Below are 20,657 nucleotides of genomic sequence, written 5' to 3' on the forward strand. Positions count from 1 at the left end.
CTATAGTCATCCGCCTTGATTCTTGAGGGTAGATCGGTAAGATCAGAGAACCTGTATCCATCAGAGCATCGCCTCTGCTTATCGTTATGAGTTCGGAAACAACATCCTCCAGTAACACCTCTGCTATCGAGGAATTGAAAGCCTTCATCAAGACGCAACGTGATAGTCGTCAGGTGAAGAAAGCCCTGGCGGTTAAACTGCTCTATCAAGAGCATACCTATGAATCAATCGTCAGCATTCTGGACGTCTCGATGGGCTTTATCGCGAAGTGGAAACAGGCGTATGGAGCCGAAGGAGTCAGTAGCTTTGCTCCTCGGCACAAAGGCCGCCAAAGCTATTTGAGTCATGCGCAAAAGACAGCGGTTATCGAGTGGTTAGGAAGCAAAGATATTTGGACGTTGAATGAATTGGAGTATCACCTGGCCAGTGAATATGGGGTGAGTTATGAATCTAAACAGAGTTACTACGATTTGTTTGAGTCAGCGGGACTGAGTTGGAAGAAAACGAGTAAAGTCAATCCTAAGAAAGATTCAGCTTTGGTTGCGAAAAAAAAGCCGACATCGAACGGCTATTGGCACGCTATCGAACCGAGATTGAATGCGGCAAGTTGAGAGTCTTGTTTGTCGACGAATGTCATCTGATGAGTGGTGATCTGGAAGGCTATGTTTGGGGACGTCGCAACCAGCGAGTCGAGGTGCCCATGATCAATGAGCGGGAACGACAAACCTACTATGGGGCATTGGATTTACTGAGTAAGCGTGTCTTCATTGAGGCGCAAGACAAGGGGAATACGGCGTGTACATTGGCCTACCTGAAGTTTTTGCAACGGCAGTTTCCAGACCAGCGCTTGCTAATTTTATGGGACGGGGCCAGTTACCATCGCGCTCAAGAAGTAAAATCTGCCCTAAGCGCCTTGAACTCCGGTCTGCCAGAATCCAAGTGGCGAATACATTGTGTTCGATTTGCGCCCAATGATCCGACTCAAAATCCGATTGAAGATGTGTGGTTACAGACGAAAACGTGGGTCAGACGCATGGCTGGATTAAAGCCTTCTTTTATAGGGCTCAAGGCATTATTTGAACAATTCTGCGCACTGGAGATTTTTGATTTCCCAAAAATGCACATGTATGGAACATTCTCATTAATCAAGTAGGAAAGCTATAGATTAGTCTAACCTTCATAATCAGTTTTTACAGGCAAGGAGGTAGATTACAAATCAACACAACTGAGGTGAAGATTCTTGAATAGAACAATTAGAGAACTTGAACCTGATGACATTGATCAAATAATTGCTTATTTTCTAGAGGCCAAGCATGAATTCCTGCAAGGAATGGGAGTAAATCCCAATAAGTTACCTGATGCTGATAGTTGGAAAAGCCTTCTCAATCAAGATCTAAACCGCCCACTACCCGACAAGCAGTTTTACTATCTGATATGGGAATTAGATAACCGTCCTGTGGGTCACTCCAATATTAATAAAATTGTCTTTGGTCAGGAAGCTTACATGCATTTGCATCTCTGGCAGCCCCAAAACCGTCAGACTGGTCATGGAGTTTATTTCGTTAACCAAAGTATTAACAAATATTTTCAGACCTTTAATCTTCAAAATCTATTTTGTGAACCCTACGCATTGAATCCAGCCCCAAACAAAACTTTAGCCAAAGTAGGCTTTGAACTGGTCAAAACCTATGAAACAACACCAGGCTGGCTCACCTTCCACCAAACTGTTAACCAATGGGTTTTGAGTAAGGAAAATATGCCAGGCTAACACTCTCAAAAACTACACCACATAACAAAACATGCGCCCGCAAATTGTGGGCGCATATTCGTCAGCCATCTTCTAGATTTTGTTAGCTACGGTTTTCACTGCTATCAACAGCGTCCCTAAAGCGACTGTAAAAAACGAACCAACGCATTGCGATCTTCAGCAGACATGGTTTCGAAAGCTACTTTAGACATTTCTGCTTCGCCTCCGTGCCAGAGAATTGCTTCTTCAAAGGTGCGGGCACGACCATCGTGCAGATATCCTGAGTAGGGCAATACAGTTTGGGCTAGCCCCACACCCCAGAGGGACGGTGTCCGCCATTCTTGACCACTGGCTTCAAAATCAGCTCGATTGTCGGCAAGCTCATCACCCATATCGTGGAGCAGCATGTCTGTATAAGGATGAATCTCTTGATTTTGCAAGGCTGGATATTTATGCTCACCTGTACGGAAAGTGGCAACATGGCAAGCCGTGCAGCTAGCATCCGCAAATAACTTTTCACCTTGTTGCACTTGTGGATTGTCCATCAGGGTACGGGCAGGAGCCGCTAAGGTTTGAGCATAGGCCGCAGCCAACACTAGTTTTTCCTGATCGATTTCTGTGGAGCCGTCTTCTGCAGGAAACAGAGGGCTGGTAATGCCCATATCATTGAGGTAGGCGTCGGCACTTTGTTGCAGCAGGTTAGGAGAATTGGCTTTCCAACCAAAGCGTCCCAAGGTTACTGACTGAGTCTGTTCATCCCAAACTCGGTTAGGTCGTCCAGAAATACCGTCACCATCGCGATCGTCCGGGTCAGCCAGGGCCAGAATATCAGCCTCAGGAATAGCTTCTAGCAGCCCCAGACCATATACATGGGGAGGAATCCGAGGAGAGATTTGAACAGTATCAGGTAATGACTCACCGTTGGCAAGGATCACATCAAACTGGGGCGATCGCAATCGATAGGGAGTACCATCAGCGTATGTTCCTGCGTTTTCTTGCCAAAGGATATTAACTTTGGCTTCTGGAGTTTCACCAACAATACTAAAGTCTTGAATCTGGTTACCCAAACCTTCGACAGGAGGTGCATTGTTGAGGATATCTGCCTTGGCTGTAGTCGTCTGTTGAGCCGTAGCTTCTCCATCGGTGACTCGCAACAGTAATTGGCCAGGTTCTGGCATACCGCGACCGTTACGAATATGGCAGCTAACACAGGACGCATTGTTAAATGTAGGCCCTAGTCCAGATCGTTCAGTTCCAGGGGTAGATACAAAGGCCTCTTCAAAAACTTCGTCACCTAAGTCATGATCCTCAGTTTCCCAGTCAACCAGATTTGGGGGTGTTTCTTCATAAGCACTGGAGGTGCGATTAAAGGCGGTAGCGTCTCCCGCTGCAGGAGACATTTGGGCATTGACTGAAACTGAGAGAAAAATTCCCGCTAATATCGTAAACACAGCGGTAAACAAAACAACCAGAGTAAATCGCAGGCGTTTAGATAAAGCCCCTAAAGATAGGTTCAATTGCATACTGTAAATATTGGTAGATTACACAAGCAGGCAGCGGCCTATTGGCTGCTGCATCCGAGTAAGCATCAGGACGAAAACGCTAGAAAATTGCTTTTCAAGCTTCATTACCTGAATGTGGGACGCTTTAGCGCTGCTAACAGAGCTGAAATTAGTTTTGTACTAAGGGCAAAATCTCTGTTTGCAACAGCTCAAAGGCAATATCAACTGATCGCTGAGCCTGAAACAATGGGACCGTGTTGGTGGGATCACTGATCGCTTGGTCGATGCTGTTTAGAGCGGTAACCAGGGATGATTGGATTTGCTGGTCGATGGTGGGGTTTGCGATCGCAACCAGGCCACTCACCCCCATCCCAAGCTCAGCAGTAGTTCCTACATAGGCTGACTGAATCCCTTGTATACCGCTACTTAACAGCTGCAGAGTAGTCGTATCTGGTGACTCTGCCAGTAGCTCTGAGGCCTCTAAAATATCAGGAAGCTCTTCAGCAGAAATAACCTCTAAGCTATTGACAATACTACGAATAATCTCCTCAGACCCAGACTCTACAGATAAATAGAGATGATTGCCTGGGCTACCCGCAGTAGACAACAACGTTCCATAGGCAGGATTACTATTCCAGCCTGTTTGCCAAACCGTCAACAGATCGGTTGTCACCCCATCAGCCCTAACTACAAGCGCACTTAGATAGCGACGTTCCTGGTTTGAAAAATCGGCTGCTGTTTTGTTGTTCGCCGTTCCCAAAAGATAAGCCATTGCCTCAAATCCCTGCAAAGAGGGTAACAACGATTCAACATCAAAGGCTTCTGTCTCAGCGGTAGTAGCTAACAGGGTATCAATACCGGCCTCATCGGCGGGAAACTCTAATGCAGTGCTGTAACCAAGAGAATGAACAGGCCCAAATGCAACAGTATTAGTGCTGGTCCAGCTAGATACAGCCGCCAACCAGGCAGTGCGTACAGCAGCTAGATTAGCCTCTGTTGGCTCAGCCTCAAATGACTGCGTTGCCAACACCAAACGTTCCATTTGGCCCCCCAACGCTTCATAGCCAGGAATAATCACACTCGTAGAAAACTGCTCATTGAGTTGCTTCATAGCAACTTCAAGATCTGGTTCTAAAGCATAACCAGCCCCAGCGCCCAACATTGAGGCGAAAAGCATGATCACACTTTGTCTTAAGCAACGATTAACATTGGTAACTCTCGGACAATTTTCATCAATCAAATTTGACATAGGGATGCACACTACATATTTTGCAACGAAAGTCAGGCATACTGATATTGTGACTCCTATGGCAGGGAACTATCAGCTGAAAAATCCCCGCCCCATTGGCTTATAAACACTGGTCTACCTTTTTGGCACCTGACATCGATAGCAAGCAAGAGCGCTAACAAGAGCGCTAATGAACAAAGAACTCATTGCTTACAATACTACGAAGTCAGTTTCACGACGTAGCGAGCATTACAGGCAGTTAATATCTATAAACACCGAAAAAACCCTTACTTTGAGACAATCTCTGGCCTCAAAGTAAGGATCTGATAAAACTCTCTCTGGCAAACGTATATCTAACTGCTCGCCCATGGAGGGTTATGGCTATTTGACCATAACTGACTTTCAAGCAGTCATGTCAAATAACAGAATTTCAGCATCGTCTGTCTGTCCGGTTATAACCAACGTTTCAGAGCCTGTGATTGCAGCGCCATCCCCCGCACTGAGAAGACTCCCATTCAGGTTGATGCCTCCACGCACTACCTGTATCCAGACAGCACGGTGAGCCTGAAGCGTATAGTCAACTTGTTCATCTGTTGTCAATCGAGCCGCGTAGAGATTCATATCCTGATGGATGGTGATAGAGCCATCGCGACCATCGTGGGAACCAACAAGCCGTAGTTTGCCCTGTTTCTCTTCAGGGCTAAAGTAAGTTTGTTCATACCCAGGCTCAATGCCTTGTTTTTCGGGCAACACCCATATTTGGAGAAAGTGTACCGAATTCTCTTTTGAGGCATTGTACTCGCTGTGGCTAATGCCAGTACCTGCAGACATTCGCTGCACATCTCCAGGGCGAATAACTGAACCAGTCCCAATGCTGTCTTTGTGCTCTAACGCGCCATCAATAACGTAGGAAATAATCTCCATATCGCGATGGCTATGGGTAGGAAATCCCTGTCCAGAAGCCACCTTGTCTTCATTAATGACCCGTAGACTAGAAAATCCCATATAGGCCGGGTCATAGTAGTTACCAAAAGAGAAGGTGTGGCGGCTGTCGAGCCAACCAAAATTGGCACTACCTCTTTCTGATGCGGAACGAATGGTGATCATGGTTTTTACCTCCCGCCGGTTGTTTTGGATGGGTTGGAACTGATTTAGAACTGATTTAATTATGGATTGCAATCTAAAAAATGACAATAATAAATTTTATGGACAAATTGTCGCTTTTTAAAGGACAATGAAAATGCTCATATTGCTTGGAGGTGTCGTGGATAAATTTGCAGCCATTCATGCATTTGTGCAGGTGGTGGAGGCGGGTGGTTTTGCTGCCGCCGCCAGGGACATGGGCATGTCGCGTTCAGCGGTCAATAAACTGGTTATCACTTTGGAAACAGAGCTAGGCGTACGTCTGCTGCAGCGCAGTACCCGCCAGGTGACGCCAACAGCAACCGGGACGGCTTTTTATGAGCGGTGCTTGGGCATTTTGGCCGACTTGGAAGAAGCGGAAATAGCGGTCTCTCAAGCCCAAGCTGAACCAGTAGGCACGTTGCGAGTCAATGCGCCGATGACCTTTGGTACGTTGCACTTGGGGCCGGTCATTGCAGAATTTATGGCTCAATATCCTGAAGTACAGGTGCAACTCACCCTGGAGGATCGGTTTATTGATCCGTTGACAGAAGGATTTGACCTGACCCTGCGCATTGCTCAGTCAGAGCCTTCACCTCGGCTGGTAGTGCATGAACTGGCTCAGCTCAGCTGTGTGCTGTGTGCTGCTCCTGGTTACCTGGAGCGGCATGGTCATCCAACGTCGGCTGAGGATTTACGTCACCATAGCTGTTTGGCCTATGGTGAGCTTGCCAGTCGTCACGAGTGGGTATTGGCTAGCCCCCAAGGAGAAGACATTAGCGTCAGTGTCAATGGGGCAATGTGTTCTAACAATGGCGAAGTACTTCGGGATGCGGCCATGCAAGGACTGGGAATTGTGCTGCTGCCTCAGTTTATTGTTCAACAGGGGTTGGAGCAGGGCAGCTTGCAAGAGATTTTGCCAGACTATCGGCCTCGGGCATTATCCCTGTGTGTGATATATCCAACGAATCGGCATCTCTCGACTAAGGTGCAGTTGCTGACAGCGTTTTTGCAGCAGCGATTTGGGGAGCACCCGCCGGGCCCTGGCGTTTAACCAAACTCGTGCTCTGGGCATGGGATGCCGTAGCCGTTCAAGGATGTTGCCTGTACAACCTTGAACCAGTATCCTTAGCCCTTTGCTAGTCGTTCACAGACAAATTCTTCCATTTCCTCATAGAGAAACTGCAGCTTTATGCCTGACTCTAAATCAATGACTTTACTGCTGAGTTCCATTAGTTCACCGACACGATTGGCGATGACCTCACTGGAGTCATAGAGGGTATCCGGCGCGATGCCTCCCCGGCGGCCAGCTTCTAAAAAAGTTGCTTCCAGGTCTTCTCTCAAGTAAGCAGGGTCGATTATTCCGTTGGGAAAGCTCACAGCCAGATAGGCACGACATTCTAGTTCCATACGGTCAACGCTGTCGCCAAGCATCACAGAGTAGCCTTCTTGATCAACCACCGTCGCTACTTCAGGGGTATTTTCAGCGGGAATTACCTGAGCGATCGCAGGTGTCACACAGACGGTCAAAGCAGCCAGGGCAGGAAACAAATACAGTTTCATCGGTCAGCGAAAGGTGAAGGGAGCATGATGAGGACCTAACCAGATACTATATCTTTACGCTTATGTAACTACGGGTTTTACCGGGTTTTTGGAGTGTTTTTTAGCTTGTCTTAATAACCGTGTCGTCTATGCAGATTACTCAGCCCCAAAGCCCAGATACGCCCATTCATCCAATTTTTGACCGTCCCTGGTATCGTCGATTTGAAGCCTGGCTAGGCGACTCATCGCCATTGGGCAATGCGCCGATTTTTCCGTCAGAAACCTTTGCCTGGGCCACACAGCTGGAAAAAAACTGGCAGGTGATTCGTCAGGAGCTGGATCAGGTACTGGCTGACGTTAATGCCCTGCCCAGCTTTCAGGACATTATGCCGCGTCAGAATCGGATCAGTCCAGATAACAAATGGAAGACCTATTATTTCTGTGCCTTTGGCTTTGTTGCCACTAAAAATTGTGAGAAGTGCCCGCAAACCTGGGCACTGCTGAAGGATATTCCCGGGTTAAAGGTGGCTTTCTTCTCGATTTTGGCACCGGGTAAACATATCCCTGAACATCGGGGCAAACATAAGGGACTGATTCGCTATCATTTGGGGCTGCGAGTACCTGAACCGAAAGAAGCCTGCCGTATTCGTGTGGATAATACGATCACCCATTGGGAAGAGGGCAAAAGCTTGATCTTTGATGATACGTACTACCACGAGGTATGGAATGACACCGATGGCTACCGGGTCGTGCTGTTTTTGGATATTGAGCGGCCATTTAATTGGCCGCTGTCCTGGGTCAATGCCGCTGTCTCTAAACTGCTAACGCTGTCGCCCCAAGTGAAGCAGGCTCAAGAAAACTATGAAAGCTTTGGCCGGTAGGGGCGTTGCATGCTAGCCTCTACCACCAGCGCACGGCTAGCATGGACAGCTCAGGTAGATCGTCTTCAGCTGGCCACTCGACTGGTTTGTAAGTGCCAAAAATATGGTCCCACCAGTCGACGCCCAGACCAAAGTTGTGATGCCACATGCCGTACTTATGGTGAACATAGTGGACCGGCATTTTCATCCAGAAGCACTTGCGGGGGTTTTCGTGCTGGAGCTGGTGGGCATAGGCGGAGAATGCCGCATATACCAGCGCCCCGCTGGCCCAGCCTAAACCGACAGTCAGGGAAAAAATGAAGGGGATGGCCATTGCGATCGCACTTCCCAACACATAGTCACGAAACTCCCACAGCACCCCCTGGCCTTCATTACGACGATGGTGGTCACGGTGGCGCTGACCCACTTTCGGAGACGCATGCATCAGCCGATGCAGCCAATACTCAACAAAACTGGCAAACACAAAGGCTGCGACAAAGCTAATGGTTAAAACGATAGGCTGGGGCATTGGTAACTCCATTAACGATGAACGCAGAGACAAACACAAGTAAGCCCGCTGCTTCATCTTATTATTGTGATTATTGTGAAATATTTTTACGCAGACAAGACAGATTGTGAAGTCGCCTATATCCCATGCTCCCCTGTACGTGTTTGCAATGGCCGCCCAGTGGCAGCAGCGAGCCTTTACCAGCCAGCTACCCCAGGCCCAAGCCATTCAAGCCAGATTTCTCCAAAAATTACTGCAAGAACAGCAAGGGACAGCTTTAGGGCAGGCATTACATCTGGAGCGCATCAGTAGCATTGAGGAATTTCGACAGCAGGTACCTCGTTGGCATTACGATGACTATGCTCCATACTTTGAGCGAGCCGCCACTGGGGAGGCGAACGTGGTGTCACCCTTGCCCGTGAAAAGTTTTAATATGAGCAGCGGCTCCACCGGCAGTCGTAAACTTGTCCCCATTACCAAACGGGTGCAGCAAACCCGAGCCTATGCTAACCAGGTGGCAATGGGGTACGCCTTTGAACAGGCTCAGGCCAAAGGCAACTCAGTCGGTCAGCTTTTACTCACCACATTGATTAACCCGCTAGGTAAAACTAAGCAGGGCAATATCACCTATGGTCACGTTAGTGGCAACCAGCTCCGTAGCACCCAGTCTTTTGTCTTCAAACAGCTGTTTGCCCAGCCCTACCAAGCCCTATTAGTCAGCAATACAGCCGCTCGTAACTATATCTGTTTGCTATTTGGTTTGCGGCAAGAGCGATTAACGTATCTAGCAGCCAACTTTCCCCTGATTATGCTGCAGCTATGCGCCTATTTAGAACGCTTTGGCTCCCAGCTAATCGACGACATCGGGCAGGGCACGATTTCTGAAGATATCGACCTGCAGCCAGCCTTACGACAACAGCTCCAGACAAAACTATCGCCCCAACCCAAGCGAGCCCAACAGCTACAGACGCTATTGGAACACCACGGTCGCTTGCTACCTCGTCACGTGTGGCCCCAGTTAGCCTTTTTGATTACCGCTCGGGGTGGTCCATCTGACTTTTACTTTGAGCGTTTTGATGAATATTTTGGTCAGACTCCCATTTTTGGCGGTACCTACTCTGCATCAGAAGCCGTATTTGGCAGTTGCTGTCAGCTTGATCAAGATGGCGCAATTTTAGCCCTCAAAACCAATTTTTTTGAGTTTATTGCCCCTGATCAATGGGACAAAAAAAATCCGAAAACGTTGCTTCCCCATCAGCTGCAGGTCGGCGAATATTATCGCGTCCTGGTGACTAACTACTCAGGCTTCTGCCGTTACGACATTGGCGACATCCTCCAGGTAATCGCGATGCGCCATGGAGTCCCAATAATTGTTTTTCGCTATCGCCAGGGCGGCACTCTCTCAGCCATTTCAGAAAAGACGACCGAATACCATGTGACCCAGGTAATGGCAGCATTGCAACAAGAGGCTTGGCCGATCGAGGATTTTTGCGTCACTCTGTCAGAGTCTCTGGTTGAGCCTTATTATCTACTTAACTTGGAACTATCGGGTGAGACAATGCTGCCCAACCCTAAACGGTTGCTGCAGGCCTTTGATCAACAGATGCAACAGGCTAATGAATCCTATGGCATCAAACGACAGAAGAATGATATCACGGCACCTCAGCTCAATATACTAGCTCCTGGGAGCTTTAAACAGCTGCGACAGCGGCAGCTAAAATCGGGGATTTTTGATGATGCTCAGGTGAAATTGGCCCATATTAGTAGCGATCGCACACTGCTAGAGGGCATCACCATCACTCACCAAATCCGTTAAAATCGTCAAACTAGAGCACTGTCGCAAGTTTTATCACCCGCAGAAAGTCTCACACACTACTACAACTACTCTCTCTACAACATTTCCTAAAAAACAATCTCTAACCATAGATTAAGAGACTGGTTACCCTAGCAACCAGGGCGATGTTCGCAAAAACAGTCATGCTACAGCCCTGCTAGTCCATCACGCCTGATGTCCTCCAGCCAAAACCACTATGACAGAATCAAATTTGGCTCAGATGACTACAGGCATTTGAAATCTATATCTAGAATAAACCAATTATCAGGTTTAGCCCCTTCAAATGCTTATGGGGCAGGGCATGTATCGAGTATAGAACATCATGCCATAGCATCTCTCAGCTTGCTGCTGCTGTGATTAAAATACCAAGGCTCATTAGCATTTGGCAAAAAAGCCCTGGATCTAAAATCCTACGGTGATTCACAGTGAAGAAGCATATTTATATCTGGAATCCGGACACGCTTATCTACCCATGAAAATACCAGAAGGTGTCAGACCAAATCATGTTTTGAGTTTGTCACACCAGTGCTGGCAATGCCCTACTATCAAACGTTTGCGGGATTTCAAACCGTGCATAGAGAGAAACCCATACGCATAGCATTTTTAGTCAACAATTTTCCGATGTTGTCGGAGACCTTTGTCCTCAACCAGATCACAGGACTGCTGGATCGAGGACATGAGGTTGATATCTATACTCAAAATCTCCATAGTTGGGATACAATCCACCCCGATGTCAGCCGTTATCGCCTTTGGGAACGCACCTACGCGCTGCATAAAGTTCCTGAAGACCATATTTGGCGACTTCTGCAAGGGTTGTGGCTGCTCATTATCAATTTCTTCAAAGCGCCCAAACTAATCGCCCGGTCATTAAACATGTTCGCCTATGGGCAACAAGCGATGAACCTGTGGCTGCTTTATACTGCAGCCTCGTTGCTCCAACGCCCAGACAACTACGACTACGACATTATCCACTGTCAATTTGGCACCCAAAGCTATCGGGGTATGGCATTTAAGCAATTGCTATCTCCCACCCCCAAGCTCTTGATCATGTTTCGTGGGTTTGATATTAGCCACTACGTCCAGCAAAACGGTCCAAACGTCTATACTCGGCCTTTCCAGCATGCAGACTATTGTTTAGCAAACTGTGAGTTTTTTCGGCAGCGTGTGATTAACTTAGGCTGGCCCGCTGAAAAAATAGCCGTTCATTTTTCCGGGCTGGATGTTGGTAAATTTAGTCTGCGTCTGCGCCAGTTAGATCCTGGAGAACCAGTTCATATTGCGACGACAGGCCGACTGGTAGAAAAAAAAGGCATTGAATACGCCATTCGAGCCGTTGCTAGCGTCGCCAAACACTATCCCAATCTTACCTATTCCATCATTGGCGATGGTCCATTACGGGAAGCATTAACAGCGATTATCCAAGAGTTACAAGCTGAATCTTACATTCACCTGCTTGGCTGGAAAAATGAAACAGAAATTATTCAACTCCTAGACCAATGTCATCTGTTTATTGCTCCTAGCATCACCGCCGCCGATGGCAATCAGGATGCCCCCATCAATGTGCTCAAAGAAGCGATGGCCATGGGACTACCCGTCATTAGCACTCACCATGGCGGTATTCCCGAACTGGTGGAAGACGGTGTATCCGGTTATCTTGTCCCTGAACGAGATGTTGAGGCTTTAGCAGACAGACTCAATGCTTTACTTGCCCATCCAGAACAGTGGCCTGCCATGGGTCAAGCCGGGCGGTCGTTTGTAGAACATCATTACAATTTAGATCACCTCAACGATCTCCTGGTGCAACGCTACAGGGCTTTGTTAGTCGATCATTGGCAGGCTCTCTCCTTAAAAGCCGTGTCATCTCCTGACAAATCATCTGAGTATTTATTGTCCCCTCTCAAATAAAACAGAACATTGGTTATGACTACGCCTAACGTCACTTTAATTGTTGTCCCCCGAGAACGTTTTAGCTACGCTCAAACATCCCTCAATAGCATCTATGAACATACACAAATAGACTTCAACTTGATCTATGTGGATGGCAATTCTCCTAAAGAGTTAAAACAGTCTTTAGAACAGCAATCCCTAGAAAAAGGGTTTAAACTCATCCGCACCGAACGATATCTCTATCCCAACGAGGCTAGAAATATCGGGCTGCAGCATGCCGACACTCAGTATATTGTCTTTGTCGATAATGATGTTGTCGTCTCTCCCGGTTGGCTCAAAGCACTAGTTCAATGTGCAGAAGACACCGATGCAGCCGTCGTTGGCCCTTTGATGTGTCAACATGAACCCATCCATCAGGAAATTCATTTTGCAGGGGGAGAATCCCATGTGTGGGTGGATAAACTAGGGCGTAGGCGGATACGGGAGAAAATGCTGCATCAGGGCAAACAGCTGGCTGATGTGCGTGATCGACTACAGCGCGAACCCACAGAACTGGCAGAATTTCACTGTGTTTTGGTAAGACGCTCAATCTTTGATGACATTGGTCAGCTTGATGAAGCGATGCGGAATACAAAAGAGCATCTGGACTTTTGTATGACAGTGCGGGGGGTAGGCAAGAGCGTCTATTTTGACCCCGCTGCGGTAGTAACCTATGTTCCAGGCCCGCCTCAACAGCTCGCGGATGTGCACTACTATATGCTGCGGTGGAGTGATGCCTGGACGCTGGAGAGTCTTAAACACCTGCGGGAAAAATGGGATTTAGTAGAAGATGGCTATTTCAAATCAAAATACAAAAAATTGGGCTGGCGACGCTACGGCACTCTCACCAAGCCACTGGCCCGCAAGTTAACGTTTGGTATGGGCAGTAATCGTCTAACTGACGTCATTGACAAATTAGAACATCGGGTAAATCGCTATCTCACCAATCGGCACCGGCAGTTAACGGCTAAAAGCCGGTAGTCTTGGTTAAAACGGCGTGTATCGGATTGAGAAGTGAATTCCACTATCCTGCAACCCGTTATCATCTGTGTCTAGCTCCACCAGGGGTATCCCCCAGTCTAAACGGGCAGACAAATTGTCACTCTGTTGCCAGAGTAGTCCTAAACCAGTGCCTGCCAGCGTATCTGGCCCTGGTGAGCTGCCGTCATTGTTCCAGACAGTGCCAATGTCTATAAAAGGTGTAATCTGTAATACGCCATCCAGTTCTGGCACCCGTGCAATCGGCCAGCGTAGTTCTGCGGATAACAGGGCCCCATTATCTCGCCGTAATGCATCTTGCCGATAGCCTCGAACACTTTGGCCACCGCCTAAACTAAACTCTTCTTGAGATAATAAATCATCGGTGGTGAGCTGAATATCCCCTCTGAGAAAAAAGAGCTGGTCTGGTTTGCCCAACAGTTTTACCCATTGTCCCTGCCCTCGCCAGGAAAAGAAACGACTATCGGGTTCATCGTCATTGATGGTGGCATCGAGTAGATCAAGCCCAACGTTAAATTGCGATCGCGCGGCTAGCACATGACGTTGACTGCGCTGGGTCCACTCTTGAAAAAAGCGCACAGCACTGATGCGAGTGCGACCATTCTCATCGGCACCAGGCGATAGGGGAAATGGCCCAATATCCTCGATCCCTAAACGAGTCTGACTGGATTGATGGGAGAGAGTCAGCCCCAGAGCTGATAGCTGGGTCGGAGTTTCCACCAAAGGGTGGCGATAGCCCAACTCATAGTACGCACTGTCAGACGAAATATCGAGTACCGAAAAGGCTGAATTAATCACCTGGCTATCAGAATAACCAGCCGCCAGCCGCAGCGTATCATTATTGGGGCTGACCGGCAGAGTATAGCTAAAGTCCACACCGTCGCTGCCATCGGTATGTTTATAATCCAGGGTAATGCGATCGCCAATTCCAAATAGATTGCCTTCATCAACACCAAGGCCAACCTGAGTCCCCCCAATGTTAGGCGACCGATTATTAGCCAGACTCGTATTCACAGCAAACGAATCTGCCTCAACGATATTGATTACCAGCAAACTGGTCCCCTGCCTTACCCCTGCCTGCAAATCAGCAGACACCGTCTCAATCAACGGATTGAGCTGCAGACGCTGTAACCCCGACAGCAAACGCTCCACATTCAGGGGAGGCTGAGCCACCAGCCCCACTCGACTGCGAATATAGTCAGGATTTAAACGCTGAGTTCCCCTGACAATAACCTCCTCTAGTTTCCCCTCAATTACTTGAATCACGACAATATCGTCCACAACAGTTTGCGGTGGAATCAGCGCCCCTGAGGTCAGGTAACCAGCATCCACATACCGTTCGGTAATCGCCGTTCTCAGCTCTAAAAGCTCATTAAAGCTCACCTGACGATTTCGATATTGATCCAGCAAATCGGCTAGATCCGCCTGGTCAAAGACCGTACTACCAACGACCTCAATATCAGCCACATAAAATGTAGTCTCTCCCTCACCTAGACCATCATCTGGCAATATTAGCTCACCAGGAGACAGCAACTCCTCCGGCGACGGTAGGGATGGCGGCAGCGGTTCCTCTGGCAGTGGTGTTTCTGGAGGATTATTAGTGGGGATCGGTGATACCTGAGCCCATAGAGCAGTGGCAGCGTTCTGACTAATAGCCGGATAAAACAGTAAACAGCTACATTGTCCCAACCCCAGCAAAGCCTTAGCTAATAAACAGTATCTATCTCTCAATGCCATAATCCCATAGCAATGCAATTGGGCCACTTTAGAAACTACGAGCTGTTTCAGGGCATCCCGGTCACATATCAAAGATTCATGCCCTTCAACATATAATCTTTTGATGGTGCGGTCTAGAGTAACAGAAATAGCGATTCTGTCCGACCAGAGCCGTTACTCTAATAAAAATACGTTTATGACAGCCGCCATGTCAGCCTCTTTGCTTGCCCTTCAGACCATTGATAAGATTTATCCCAACGGTACCGTAGCCCTACAGGGTGTGGATCTCACAGTGGGGGCGGGGGAATTTATTAGCCTCGTCGGCCCATCGGGCTGTGGCAAAAGCACCGTATTAAAGTTAGTGGCTGGATTGGGCACTCCCACAGACGGCGCTATCCACTGGCAATGCCCGCCAGAACAGCATAATTTAGCCTTTGTATTTCAAGATCCGGCTTTGATGCCCTGGGCTAGCGTTGTGGATAATATTCATTTGCCCCTCAAGCTCAAAGGCCAGTCACTTCGGTCAGTGCGGGCCAAAATTCAAGCAGCGATTAATACGGTTGATCTATGCGGCTGTGAAAATAGCTATCCTAGACAGCTATCGGGAGGAATGAAAATGCGGGTTTCGATTGCTCGGGCTCTGGTCACTAAACCCCATATTTTGCTGATGGATGAACCATTTGGCGCACTGGATGAGATGACCCGTAGTCGGCTGAACAGTGACCTTCTCCATTTATGGGAAGAAAAACACTGGACTGTCTTGTTTGTTACTCACAATATTTATGAGGCTGTTTATTTGTCTACACGAGTGATCGTGATGGCGGCACGTCCAGGACGAGTAGTGGCCGACATCCCAATTGAGGCCACCTATCCGAGAACAGAAGCATTTCGGACATCATCTCATTTTAATCATTATTGTCGAGAGATTATGGCCGCACTGTCAGTGGCAGAGAGTATCGGAGTGGGATAAAGAGAGCGGAAGAGGGAAGAGGGAAGAGGGAGGATATATGAATCAAGAGGGATTTACAGGTGTTTGAGAAGAGGCGATCGGCAACACTTTGGAATTGGCTAGCTCCGGCCTTAGTAGGTGTGGTGGCGGTGATTGGCTGGGATGTTTTTGTGCGGGTAACTGATACGCCTCCCTATTTGTTACCGGGGCCAGGGCTGGTGCTCAAAACCTTGATAGACGAATGGGGAGATTTGTTTCCCTCATTGCTGGTGACTGTTCAGATTACAGTGGTGGCATTTGTGGCTGCAATGGTGTCAGGTCTGATCATTGCTATTTTGTTTGCCCAAAGTAAGTGGGTCGAACGGAGTTTCTTTCCCTATGCTGTGATTTTGCAAACGACACCCATTGTTGCGATCGCACCTCTGATCATCATCTGGCTACAGAACAACACGTTTTTAGCATTGGTTGTATGCGCCTGGATTGTCGCCTTGTTTCCGATTGTGTCGAATACCACCCTAGGGCTTAACAGTGCCGATCACAATCTGCAAAACCTGTTTGAGATTTACGGCGCATCCCGCTGGCAAACGTTAATTCATTTGAGGCTTCCCAGCGCTCTTCCCTATTTTTTAGGCGGGTTGCGCATTAGCGGCGGTTTAGCCCTGATCGGAGCAGTGGTGGCTGAATTCGTGGCAGGCACCGGCGGTACTCGCTCCGGGATTGCCTACCAGATTCTGATTTCTAGCTTTAATCTGCAAATTCCTCGCATGTTTGCCGCATTGCTCATGACCACAGTACTGGGAGTTGCGATTTTTGTCGGTCTGACGATCCTGTCGGATCGACTCCTGGCCCATTGGCACGAAAGTGCAATGCAACGGGAGAATTAAGCAGCCCAGCAATGTGGGAAACTGGCTGCGCTGAAGCGCTATGGGTTGAGGATAGCTATGGCTGGATTTATTTCAATTCCTGATGTGGCCCATTATTGGTTGACCAATGGGCGGGTGCCGCTGTGTTTTTTGGCGGAGTCGGTAGGATTAGAGCCAATTGCTGCACTGCAGGCATTTCCCCATCAAGAAGAGTTAGTCGCAGTGGATATAGAAGTGCAGGCAGGTGCGATCGCCCGTATCCTGCCTGCCGGACAAGCAGCTGTGGCCGCTTGTCCGGCGGTCAATCTCAATCAGGGGCTCATCTGGCCTTGCTTTGTGGATATGCATACCCACCTTGACAAAGGGCATACCTGGCCGCGCTGCCCCAACCCAGACGGCACCTTTATAGGAGCCCTCGAAACCGTCCGGCAAGACCATAGCAACTGGCAACCTGACGACCTGTACCAGCGGATGGAATTTGGTTTGAAATGCAGCTATGCCCATGGCACCCAGGCTATTCGCACCCATTTAGATAGCTTTGGTCCCCTGGGAGCCACTAATTTCACGGTATTTGATCATCTGCGGCGTCAGTGGCAAGATCGCCTGACCCTGCAGGCGGTTTGTCTGGTCTCCTTAGATTACTTTTTGACCCCTGAAGGTGAGTCCCTGGCCCAGCTGGTGGCAGAATTTGGCGGTATCCTCGGGGGAGTCGCATATATGAACGAGGACATTGTCGCCCAGCTAGACCGGGTGTTTATGTTGGCCAAACGCTATGGCCTGGATCTAGATTTCCATACGGATGAAAGCCTCAATCCCGATGACATCACCCTGCGCTATGTGGCTGAAGCGGCCCTGCGCCATGATTTCCAGGGTGCAATCACCTGCGGGCACTGCTGTAGCCTATCTGTACAGTCTGCCGAAACCGTCGAGAAAACCCTATCGCTGGTGAAAGCAGCCAATATCGGCATTGTTAGCCTGCCTATGTGTAATCTCTACCTGCAGGATCGCCAGCGAAACCGTACGCCTCGATACCGAGGGGTGACTATTCTGCATGAAATCCATCACCAGGGCATCCGAGTAGCATTATCTAGCGACAACTGCCGCGATCCGTTCTATGCCTATGGCGATCACGATGGACTAGATGTGTTCAAACAATCAGTTCGCATTGGGCACCTGGATCGTCCCTTTGACCACTGGCCTCTGAGTTTGACCAGTCGTCCAGCTGAACTCATGGGTCTAACTGGTGTGGGAACATTAGTGCCAGGGAGCTCGGCTAATCTGATTTGCTTTAAGGCTCGCAGTTTGAATGAATTGGTAGCCAGGGCTCAGTGCGATCGCGTCGTCCTCCGTCAAGGCCAATCGATCGATACCACCCTACCCGACTACAGTGAGCTAGATGCCTGGGTGTTTTAAACCACCACAGACAGCCTAGTACCCGATAGCAGAAATTTGGCAGCTATTTCATCCACCCATCAACTCATCCACATTTGATAGTGAGCACACTTATGCCACAGAGTACTAGGCTGTCGCCGTCCTAAAAAACGCCTTCTTCAAGACTTGAAGCTTGATCAGCCAGGCGGTCAAGGGAAATCTGAGCCGCTTCAGCTACCTGGGGATGACTATCCTTGGCCAAATATCGCAGGGCTGACGTGCCTTTTTCGCTAGGCAAATTACCCAGAGCCTCTGCCAGCCGCTGCCGCACCAACCAATCATCCGATTGAGCAAAGGCCAGAATTTCATCGATGGCACTCAAATCACCAATTTCACCAAAAGCAGCAATAGCGGCCTGTTGCAAAATCACCTCTGGACTATGAAGCGCTTGAATCAGAGCATCATGGGCGCGTGGGTCTTTAAGATTTCCCAGGGATACCGCTGCACTAAAACGCACTAGCCAATCAGTGTCTTCATAAAATGAACGAATCAGCGGCTCAAAGGCCCGTAGATCTTCTAAATAGCCTAAAGCACCTGCTGCATCAGCTCGAATGCCATAGTCTGGGTCAGTTTCTAAAATCTTGACCAGCAACGGAAAACTTTCTTCAGTTTGCTTAACACCCAGAGCAAAAATTGCCATCGACCGGACCTGCTGATTGTCATCATCCAGGACAAGCTTGATCAGCTCTAAAGCATCAGGGCCGGGTACGTCTCGCAAAGCTGCCAGCGATAGCTTTTTATCTTTAAGATCACCGGTTTTAAGTTTCTCAGCAAGGACGGCAAGATCAAGCATGACAGCGCGAATAGGTCTTATAGCAAAATTATAATCAGAGCCATTAGTCAATGGGCGCGTTAATTAGCCGATGACTGAGTAGTCGGGTAAGGAGGAGCCATCGCTGACTCCCCCTCCCCTAAGAACCGTGCGTGCGACTTACACCGCACACGGCTCAAGCCACTCGCGCTTAGGGAGACATCGCGTGCACCTTCTGATGGCAGTAGCGATGGAGTAGTTCAAGATTGTCGCGGATGTCTTTTCCACCTTGGCTTTTAGGTAAGCGATGGTGAAGTTCGAGAGGTTCGCCGTTGAACAGCGATTCCTCACACACCGGGCACCGGTAATGTTGCTGTTGTCCAATCAGTCGATGCCAGCGTCTGAGCTGACGCTTTTGTTTGGACAGTCGCTGTTGCCAGTAGCCTTTGAGCGTTGGGTCATCCATCGAAGCGGATCCTTTGACGATGACGTGGCGCTCAATCGAGAATCGAGAGAACTGCTTCACGTAGACTCCAGACGATTTATCGCCGAAGTCAAGACACTGTGGATGGTTGGGGTCAAAGTACCCCCAGTAGTGCCGATAGCACCAATGCTTAGACTGTCGAGGATGCTGCCGTTTGAGGTAGCGCCACTGTCTAAGATACATCCATCTATCGAGGTCATGGAAGACCTTTGAACTCACCCAAGGTCGGTAGTAATTAGCCCACCCTCGAATAAGGGGATTGAGCTGTTTGATAACGTCCCGAATCGGGTGGCCGTGTGCCTTCTGCCAGAGGGTTTTGAGCTTGGCGCGGACCTGTCGGATAGCCGTCTGGGACGGGGTAATCAGGAGTTTCCATCCTGTCCGTGTGGTCTTGGGCGCTCGGTAGTGACGAATATGACATCCCAAAAAGTCAAAGCCTTGGCGTAGATGAACAATGCGCGTTTTCTCCTCTGAAAGCCTGAGCCCACGGGGATGCAACCAGTCTTGCAATCGGGCCTTTGCGGCCTCTGCATCGGCTTGGCTTTCGGCGAGAACAACAAAGTCATCGGCATAGCGTACTACACCATATCGGCTATTGCTCAACCAGCCTCGGTAGTCGCGTTTGACCCCCAGTGCGGCTTCCATCCCATGGAGGGCAATGTTAGCCAGCAGTGGAGAGATGACACCACCTTGCGGGGTGCCCGCAGCGGTAGGATGCCAACAGTGCTTCTCCAGGTAGCCAGCTTTAAGCCAGCGCGCTATCCACTGGCGTCCTGGAAACGTTCCCAGGACGTTAAGCAAGAAGTCGTGGTTGATGTGGTCGAAACAGCCTTTGATATCGGCGTCGAGTACCCACGCTTTTCTGCGGTGCGGACAGCATAGAAGGTAGAGCTTACCGAGGGCATCGTGACCGCTTCTGCCAGGGCGGAAGCCGTAGCTAGTGCCCTCGAACTGGGCTTCCCATTCCGGTTCAAGTGCCGCTTTCACCATCGCTTGGTGAGCGCGGTCTCGTATAGTCGGAATGCCGAGCGGTCGTTCCTTGCCGTTGGCTTTGGGAATGTATATCCGTCGAGTGGGCTGACTCTGCCAAAGTGGTGTGGGCTCAAGGCTATCGACCAGTTGGCCGCGTGCTTTGCCCGTTTTCACTAACACATTGTCAACCCCAGCCGTGTTGCGGCCTGCATTGATCTGAGTC

General features: G+C 49.1%; 19 protein-coding genes. 11 read left to right on the top strand and 8 right to left on the bottom strand.

Annotated elements, in window-relative coordinates; translation table 11 throughout:
• Positions 1-86: 86 nt before the first annotated feature.
• From N836_RS76865 to N836_RS39995, 3 genes are all read left to right on the top strand, one after another.
• Positions 87-611, top strand: a complete 525-nt coding sequence (locus tag N836_RS76865) for a helix-turn-helix domain-containing protein (RefSeq protein WP_023070088.1) — start codon at positions 87-89, stop codon at positions 609-611.
• Positions 612-616: 5 nt separating this feature from the next.
• Positions 617-1,153: a transposase gene (locus tag N836_RS76870; RefSeq protein WP_268744293.1), complete on the top strand. Its 537-nt coding sequence runs from the start codon at positions 617-619 to the stop codon at positions 1,151-1,153.
• Between the two features lie 87 nt (positions 1,154-1,240).
• Positions 1,241-1,768: a GNAT family N-acetyltransferase gene (locus tag N836_RS39995; RefSeq protein ID WP_023070090.1), complete on the top strand. Its 528-nt coding sequence runs from the start codon at positions 1,241-1,243 to the stop codon at positions 1,766-1,768.
• A gap of 116 nt (positions 1,769-1,884) precedes the next feature.
• Here N836_RS39995 and N836_RS40000 read toward each other — a convergent pair whose 3' ends face one another.
• From N836_RS40000 to N836_RS40010, 3 genes are all read right to left on the bottom strand, one after another.
• Complete coding sequence (locus N836_RS40000) at positions 1,885-3,270, bottom strand: di-heme oxidoreductase family protein (RefSeq protein WP_023070091.1); 1,386 nt, start codon at positions 3,268-3,270, stop codon at positions 1,885-1,887.
• Positions 3,271-3,418: 148 nt separating this feature from the next.
• Entirely contained in the window at positions 3,419-4,426 is a 1,008-nt protein-coding gene (locus tag N836_RS40005; protein ID WP_161634904.1) for an imelysin family protein, read from the bottom strand.
• 453 nt (positions 4,427-4,879) lie between these two features.
• Positions 4,880-5,584, bottom strand: coding sequence for a pirin family protein (locus N836_RS40010; protein WP_023070093.1), 705 nt, complete (start codon positions 5,582-5,584; stop codon positions 4,880-4,882).
• Between the two features lie 157 nt (positions 5,585-5,741).
• Between N836_RS40010 and N836_RS40015 the strand changes: the two genes are divergently transcribed.
• The gene (locus N836_RS40015; RefSeq protein WP_031291152.1) at positions 5,742-6,653 is read left to right on the top strand and encodes a LysR family transcriptional regulator; all 912 of its coding nucleotides are present in this window, start codon (positions 5,742-5,744) and stop codon (positions 6,651-6,653) included.
• Between the two features lie 74 nt (positions 6,654-6,727).
• Here the strand turns inward: N836_RS40015 and N836_RS40020 are convergent, their stop codons facing one another.
• A complete protein-coding gene (locus N836_RS40020) occupies positions 6,728-7,162 on the bottom strand; it encodes a hypothetical protein (protein WP_023070095.1) in 435 nt (144 codons plus the stop codon).
• A 128-nt stretch (positions 7,163-7,290) separates the two neighbouring features.
• Here N836_RS40020 and N836_RS40025 point away from each other — a divergent pair, with 128 nt between their 5' ends.
• Positions 7,291-8,022, top strand: coding sequence for an aspartyl/asparaginyl beta-hydroxylase domain-containing protein (locus N836_RS40025; RefSeq protein WP_023070096.1), 732 nt, complete (start codon positions 7,291-7,293; stop codon positions 8,020-8,022).
• A gap of 19 nt (positions 8,023-8,041) precedes the next feature.
• Here N836_RS40025 and N836_RS40030 read toward each other — a convergent pair whose 3' ends face one another.
• A complete protein-coding gene (locus tag N836_RS40030) occupies positions 8,042-8,530 on the bottom strand; it encodes a sterol desaturase family protein (RefSeq protein WP_031291155.1) in 489 nt (162 codons plus the stop codon).
• Positions 8,531-8,636: 106 nt separating this feature from the next.
• Between N836_RS40030 and N836_RS40035 the strand changes: the two genes are divergently transcribed.
• The 3 genes from N836_RS40035 (at position 8,637) to N836_RS40045 (ending at position 13,250) form a co-directional block, all read left to right on the top strand.
• Positions 8,637-10,325 (top strand): GH3 auxin-responsive promoter family protein, encoded by a 1,689-nt coding sequence (locus tag N836_RS40035; protein ID WP_152532012.1) that lies wholly within the window; start codon positions 8,637-8,639, stop codon positions 10,323-10,325.
• 552 nt (positions 10,326-10,877) lie between these two features.
• Complete coding sequence (locus tag N836_RS40040) at positions 10,878-12,248, top strand: glycosyltransferase (protein WP_023070099.1); 1,371 nt, start codon at positions 10,878-10,880, stop codon at positions 12,246-12,248.
• Positions 12,249-12,263: 15 nt separating this feature from the next.
• Entirely contained in the window at positions 12,264-13,250 is a 987-nt protein-coding gene (locus N836_RS40045; RefSeq protein ID WP_023070100.1) for a glycosyltransferase family 2 protein, read from the top strand.
• Between the two features lie 6 nt (positions 13,251-13,256).
• Here the strand turns inward: N836_RS40045 and N836_RS40050 are convergent, their stop codons facing one another.
• Positions 13,257-15,005, bottom strand: a complete 1,749-nt coding sequence (locus N836_RS40050; RefSeq protein WP_023070101.1) for a ShlB/FhaC/HecB family hemolysin secretion/activation protein — start codon at positions 15,003-15,005, stop codon at positions 13,257-13,259.
• Between the two features lie 103 nt (positions 15,006-15,108).
• Here N836_RS40050 and N836_RS40055 point away from each other — a divergent pair, with 103 nt between their 5' ends.
• Genes N836_RS40055 through N836_RS40065 form a run of 3 tightly spaced genes read left to right on the top strand, consistent with a single transcriptional unit; the run spans position 15,109 to position 18,209 of the window.
• On the top strand, positions 15,109-15,954 hold the full coding sequence (locus N836_RS40055; protein ID WP_023070102.1) for an ABC transporter ATP-binding protein: 846 nt from the start codon (positions 15,109-15,111) through the stop codon (positions 15,952-15,954).
• Positions 15,955-16,013: 59 nt separating this feature from the next.
• Entirely contained in the window at positions 16,014-16,817 is an 804-nt protein-coding gene (locus N836_RS40060) for an ABC transporter permease (RefSeq protein WP_235070998.1), read from the top strand.
• A 57-nt stretch (positions 16,818-16,874) separates the two neighbouring features.
• Positions 16,875-18,209, top strand: a complete 1,335-nt coding sequence (locus tag N836_RS40065) for a cytosine deaminase (RefSeq protein WP_023070104.1) — start codon at positions 16,875-16,877, stop codon at positions 18,207-18,209.
• A gap of 121 nt (positions 18,210-18,330) precedes the next feature.
• Here the strand turns inward: N836_RS40065 and N836_RS40070 are convergent, their stop codons facing one another.
• Entirely contained in the window at positions 18,331-19,020 is a 690-nt protein-coding gene (locus N836_RS40070) for a HEAT repeat domain-containing protein (RefSeq protein WP_023070105.1), read from the bottom strand.
• 169 nt (positions 19,021-19,189) lie between these two features.
• Positions 19,190-20,657: group II intron reverse transcriptase/maturase (ltrA, locus tag N836_RS40075; protein WP_023070106.1), on the bottom strand; the 1,468-nt coding region annotated here is incomplete at its 5' end.

It is taken from the genome of Leptolyngbya sp. Heron Island J (assembly GCF_000482245.1).
GTDB lineage: Bacteria > Cyanobacteriota > Cyanobacteriia > Phormidesmidales > Phormidesmidaceae > Leptothoe.

What these genes read in the sequence shown, in the direction of transcription:
- N836_RS40020 (WP_023070095.1), bottom strand. Translation starts at nt 7,162, where the DNA reads ATGAAACTGTATTTGTTTCCTGCCCTGGCTGCTTTGACCGTCTGTGTG.
- N836_RS40055 (WP_023070102.1), top strand. Translation starts at nt 15,109, where the DNA reads ATGGTGCGGTCTAGAGTAACAGAAATAGCGATTCTGTCCGACCAGAGC.
- N836_RS40000 (WP_023070091.1), bottom strand. Translation starts at nt 3,270, where the DNA reads ATGCAATTGAACCTATCTTTAGGGGCTTTATCTAAACGCCTGCGATTT.
- N836_RS40040 (WP_023070099.1), top strand. Translation starts at nt 10,878, where the DNA reads ATGCCCTACTATCAAACGTTTGCGGGATTTCAAACCGTGCATAGAGAG.
- N836_RS76865 (WP_023070088.1), top strand. Translation starts at nt 87, where the DNA reads ATGAGTTCGGAAACAACATCCTCCAGTAACACCTCTGCTATCGAGGAA.
- N836_RS40050 (WP_023070101.1), bottom strand. Translation starts at nt 15,005, where the DNA reads ATGGCATTGAGAGATAGATACTGTTTATTAGCTAAGGCTTTGCTGGGG.
- N836_RS40005 (WP_161634904.1), bottom strand. Translation starts at nt 4,426, where the DNA reads ATGCTTTTCGCCTCAATGTTGGGCGCTGGGGCTGGTTATGCTTTAGAA.
- N836_RS40030 (WP_031291155.1), bottom strand. Translation starts at nt 8,530, where the DNA reads ATGCCCCAGCCTATCGTTTTAACCATTAGCTTTGTCGCAGCCTTTGTG.
- N836_RS40070 (WP_023070105.1), bottom strand. Translation starts at nt 19,020, where the DNA reads ATGCTTGATCTTGCCGTCCTTGCTGAGAAACTTAAAACCGGTGATCTT.
- N836_RS40065 (WP_023070104.1), top strand. Translation starts at nt 16,875, where the DNA reads ATGGCTGGATTTATTTCAATTCCTGATGTGGCCCATTATTGGTTGACC.
- N836_RS40025 (WP_023070096.1), top strand. Translation starts at nt 7,291, where the DNA reads ATGCAGATTACTCAGCCCCAAAGCCCAGATACGCCCATTCATCCAATT.
- N836_RS40045 (WP_023070100.1), top strand. Translation starts at nt 12,264, where the DNA reads ATGACTACGCCTAACGTCACTTTAATTGTTGTCCCCCGAGAACGTTTT.
- N836_RS40010 (WP_023070093.1), bottom strand. Translation starts at nt 5,584, where the DNA reads ATGATCACCATTCGTTCCGCATCAGAAAGAGGTAGTGCCAATTTTGGT.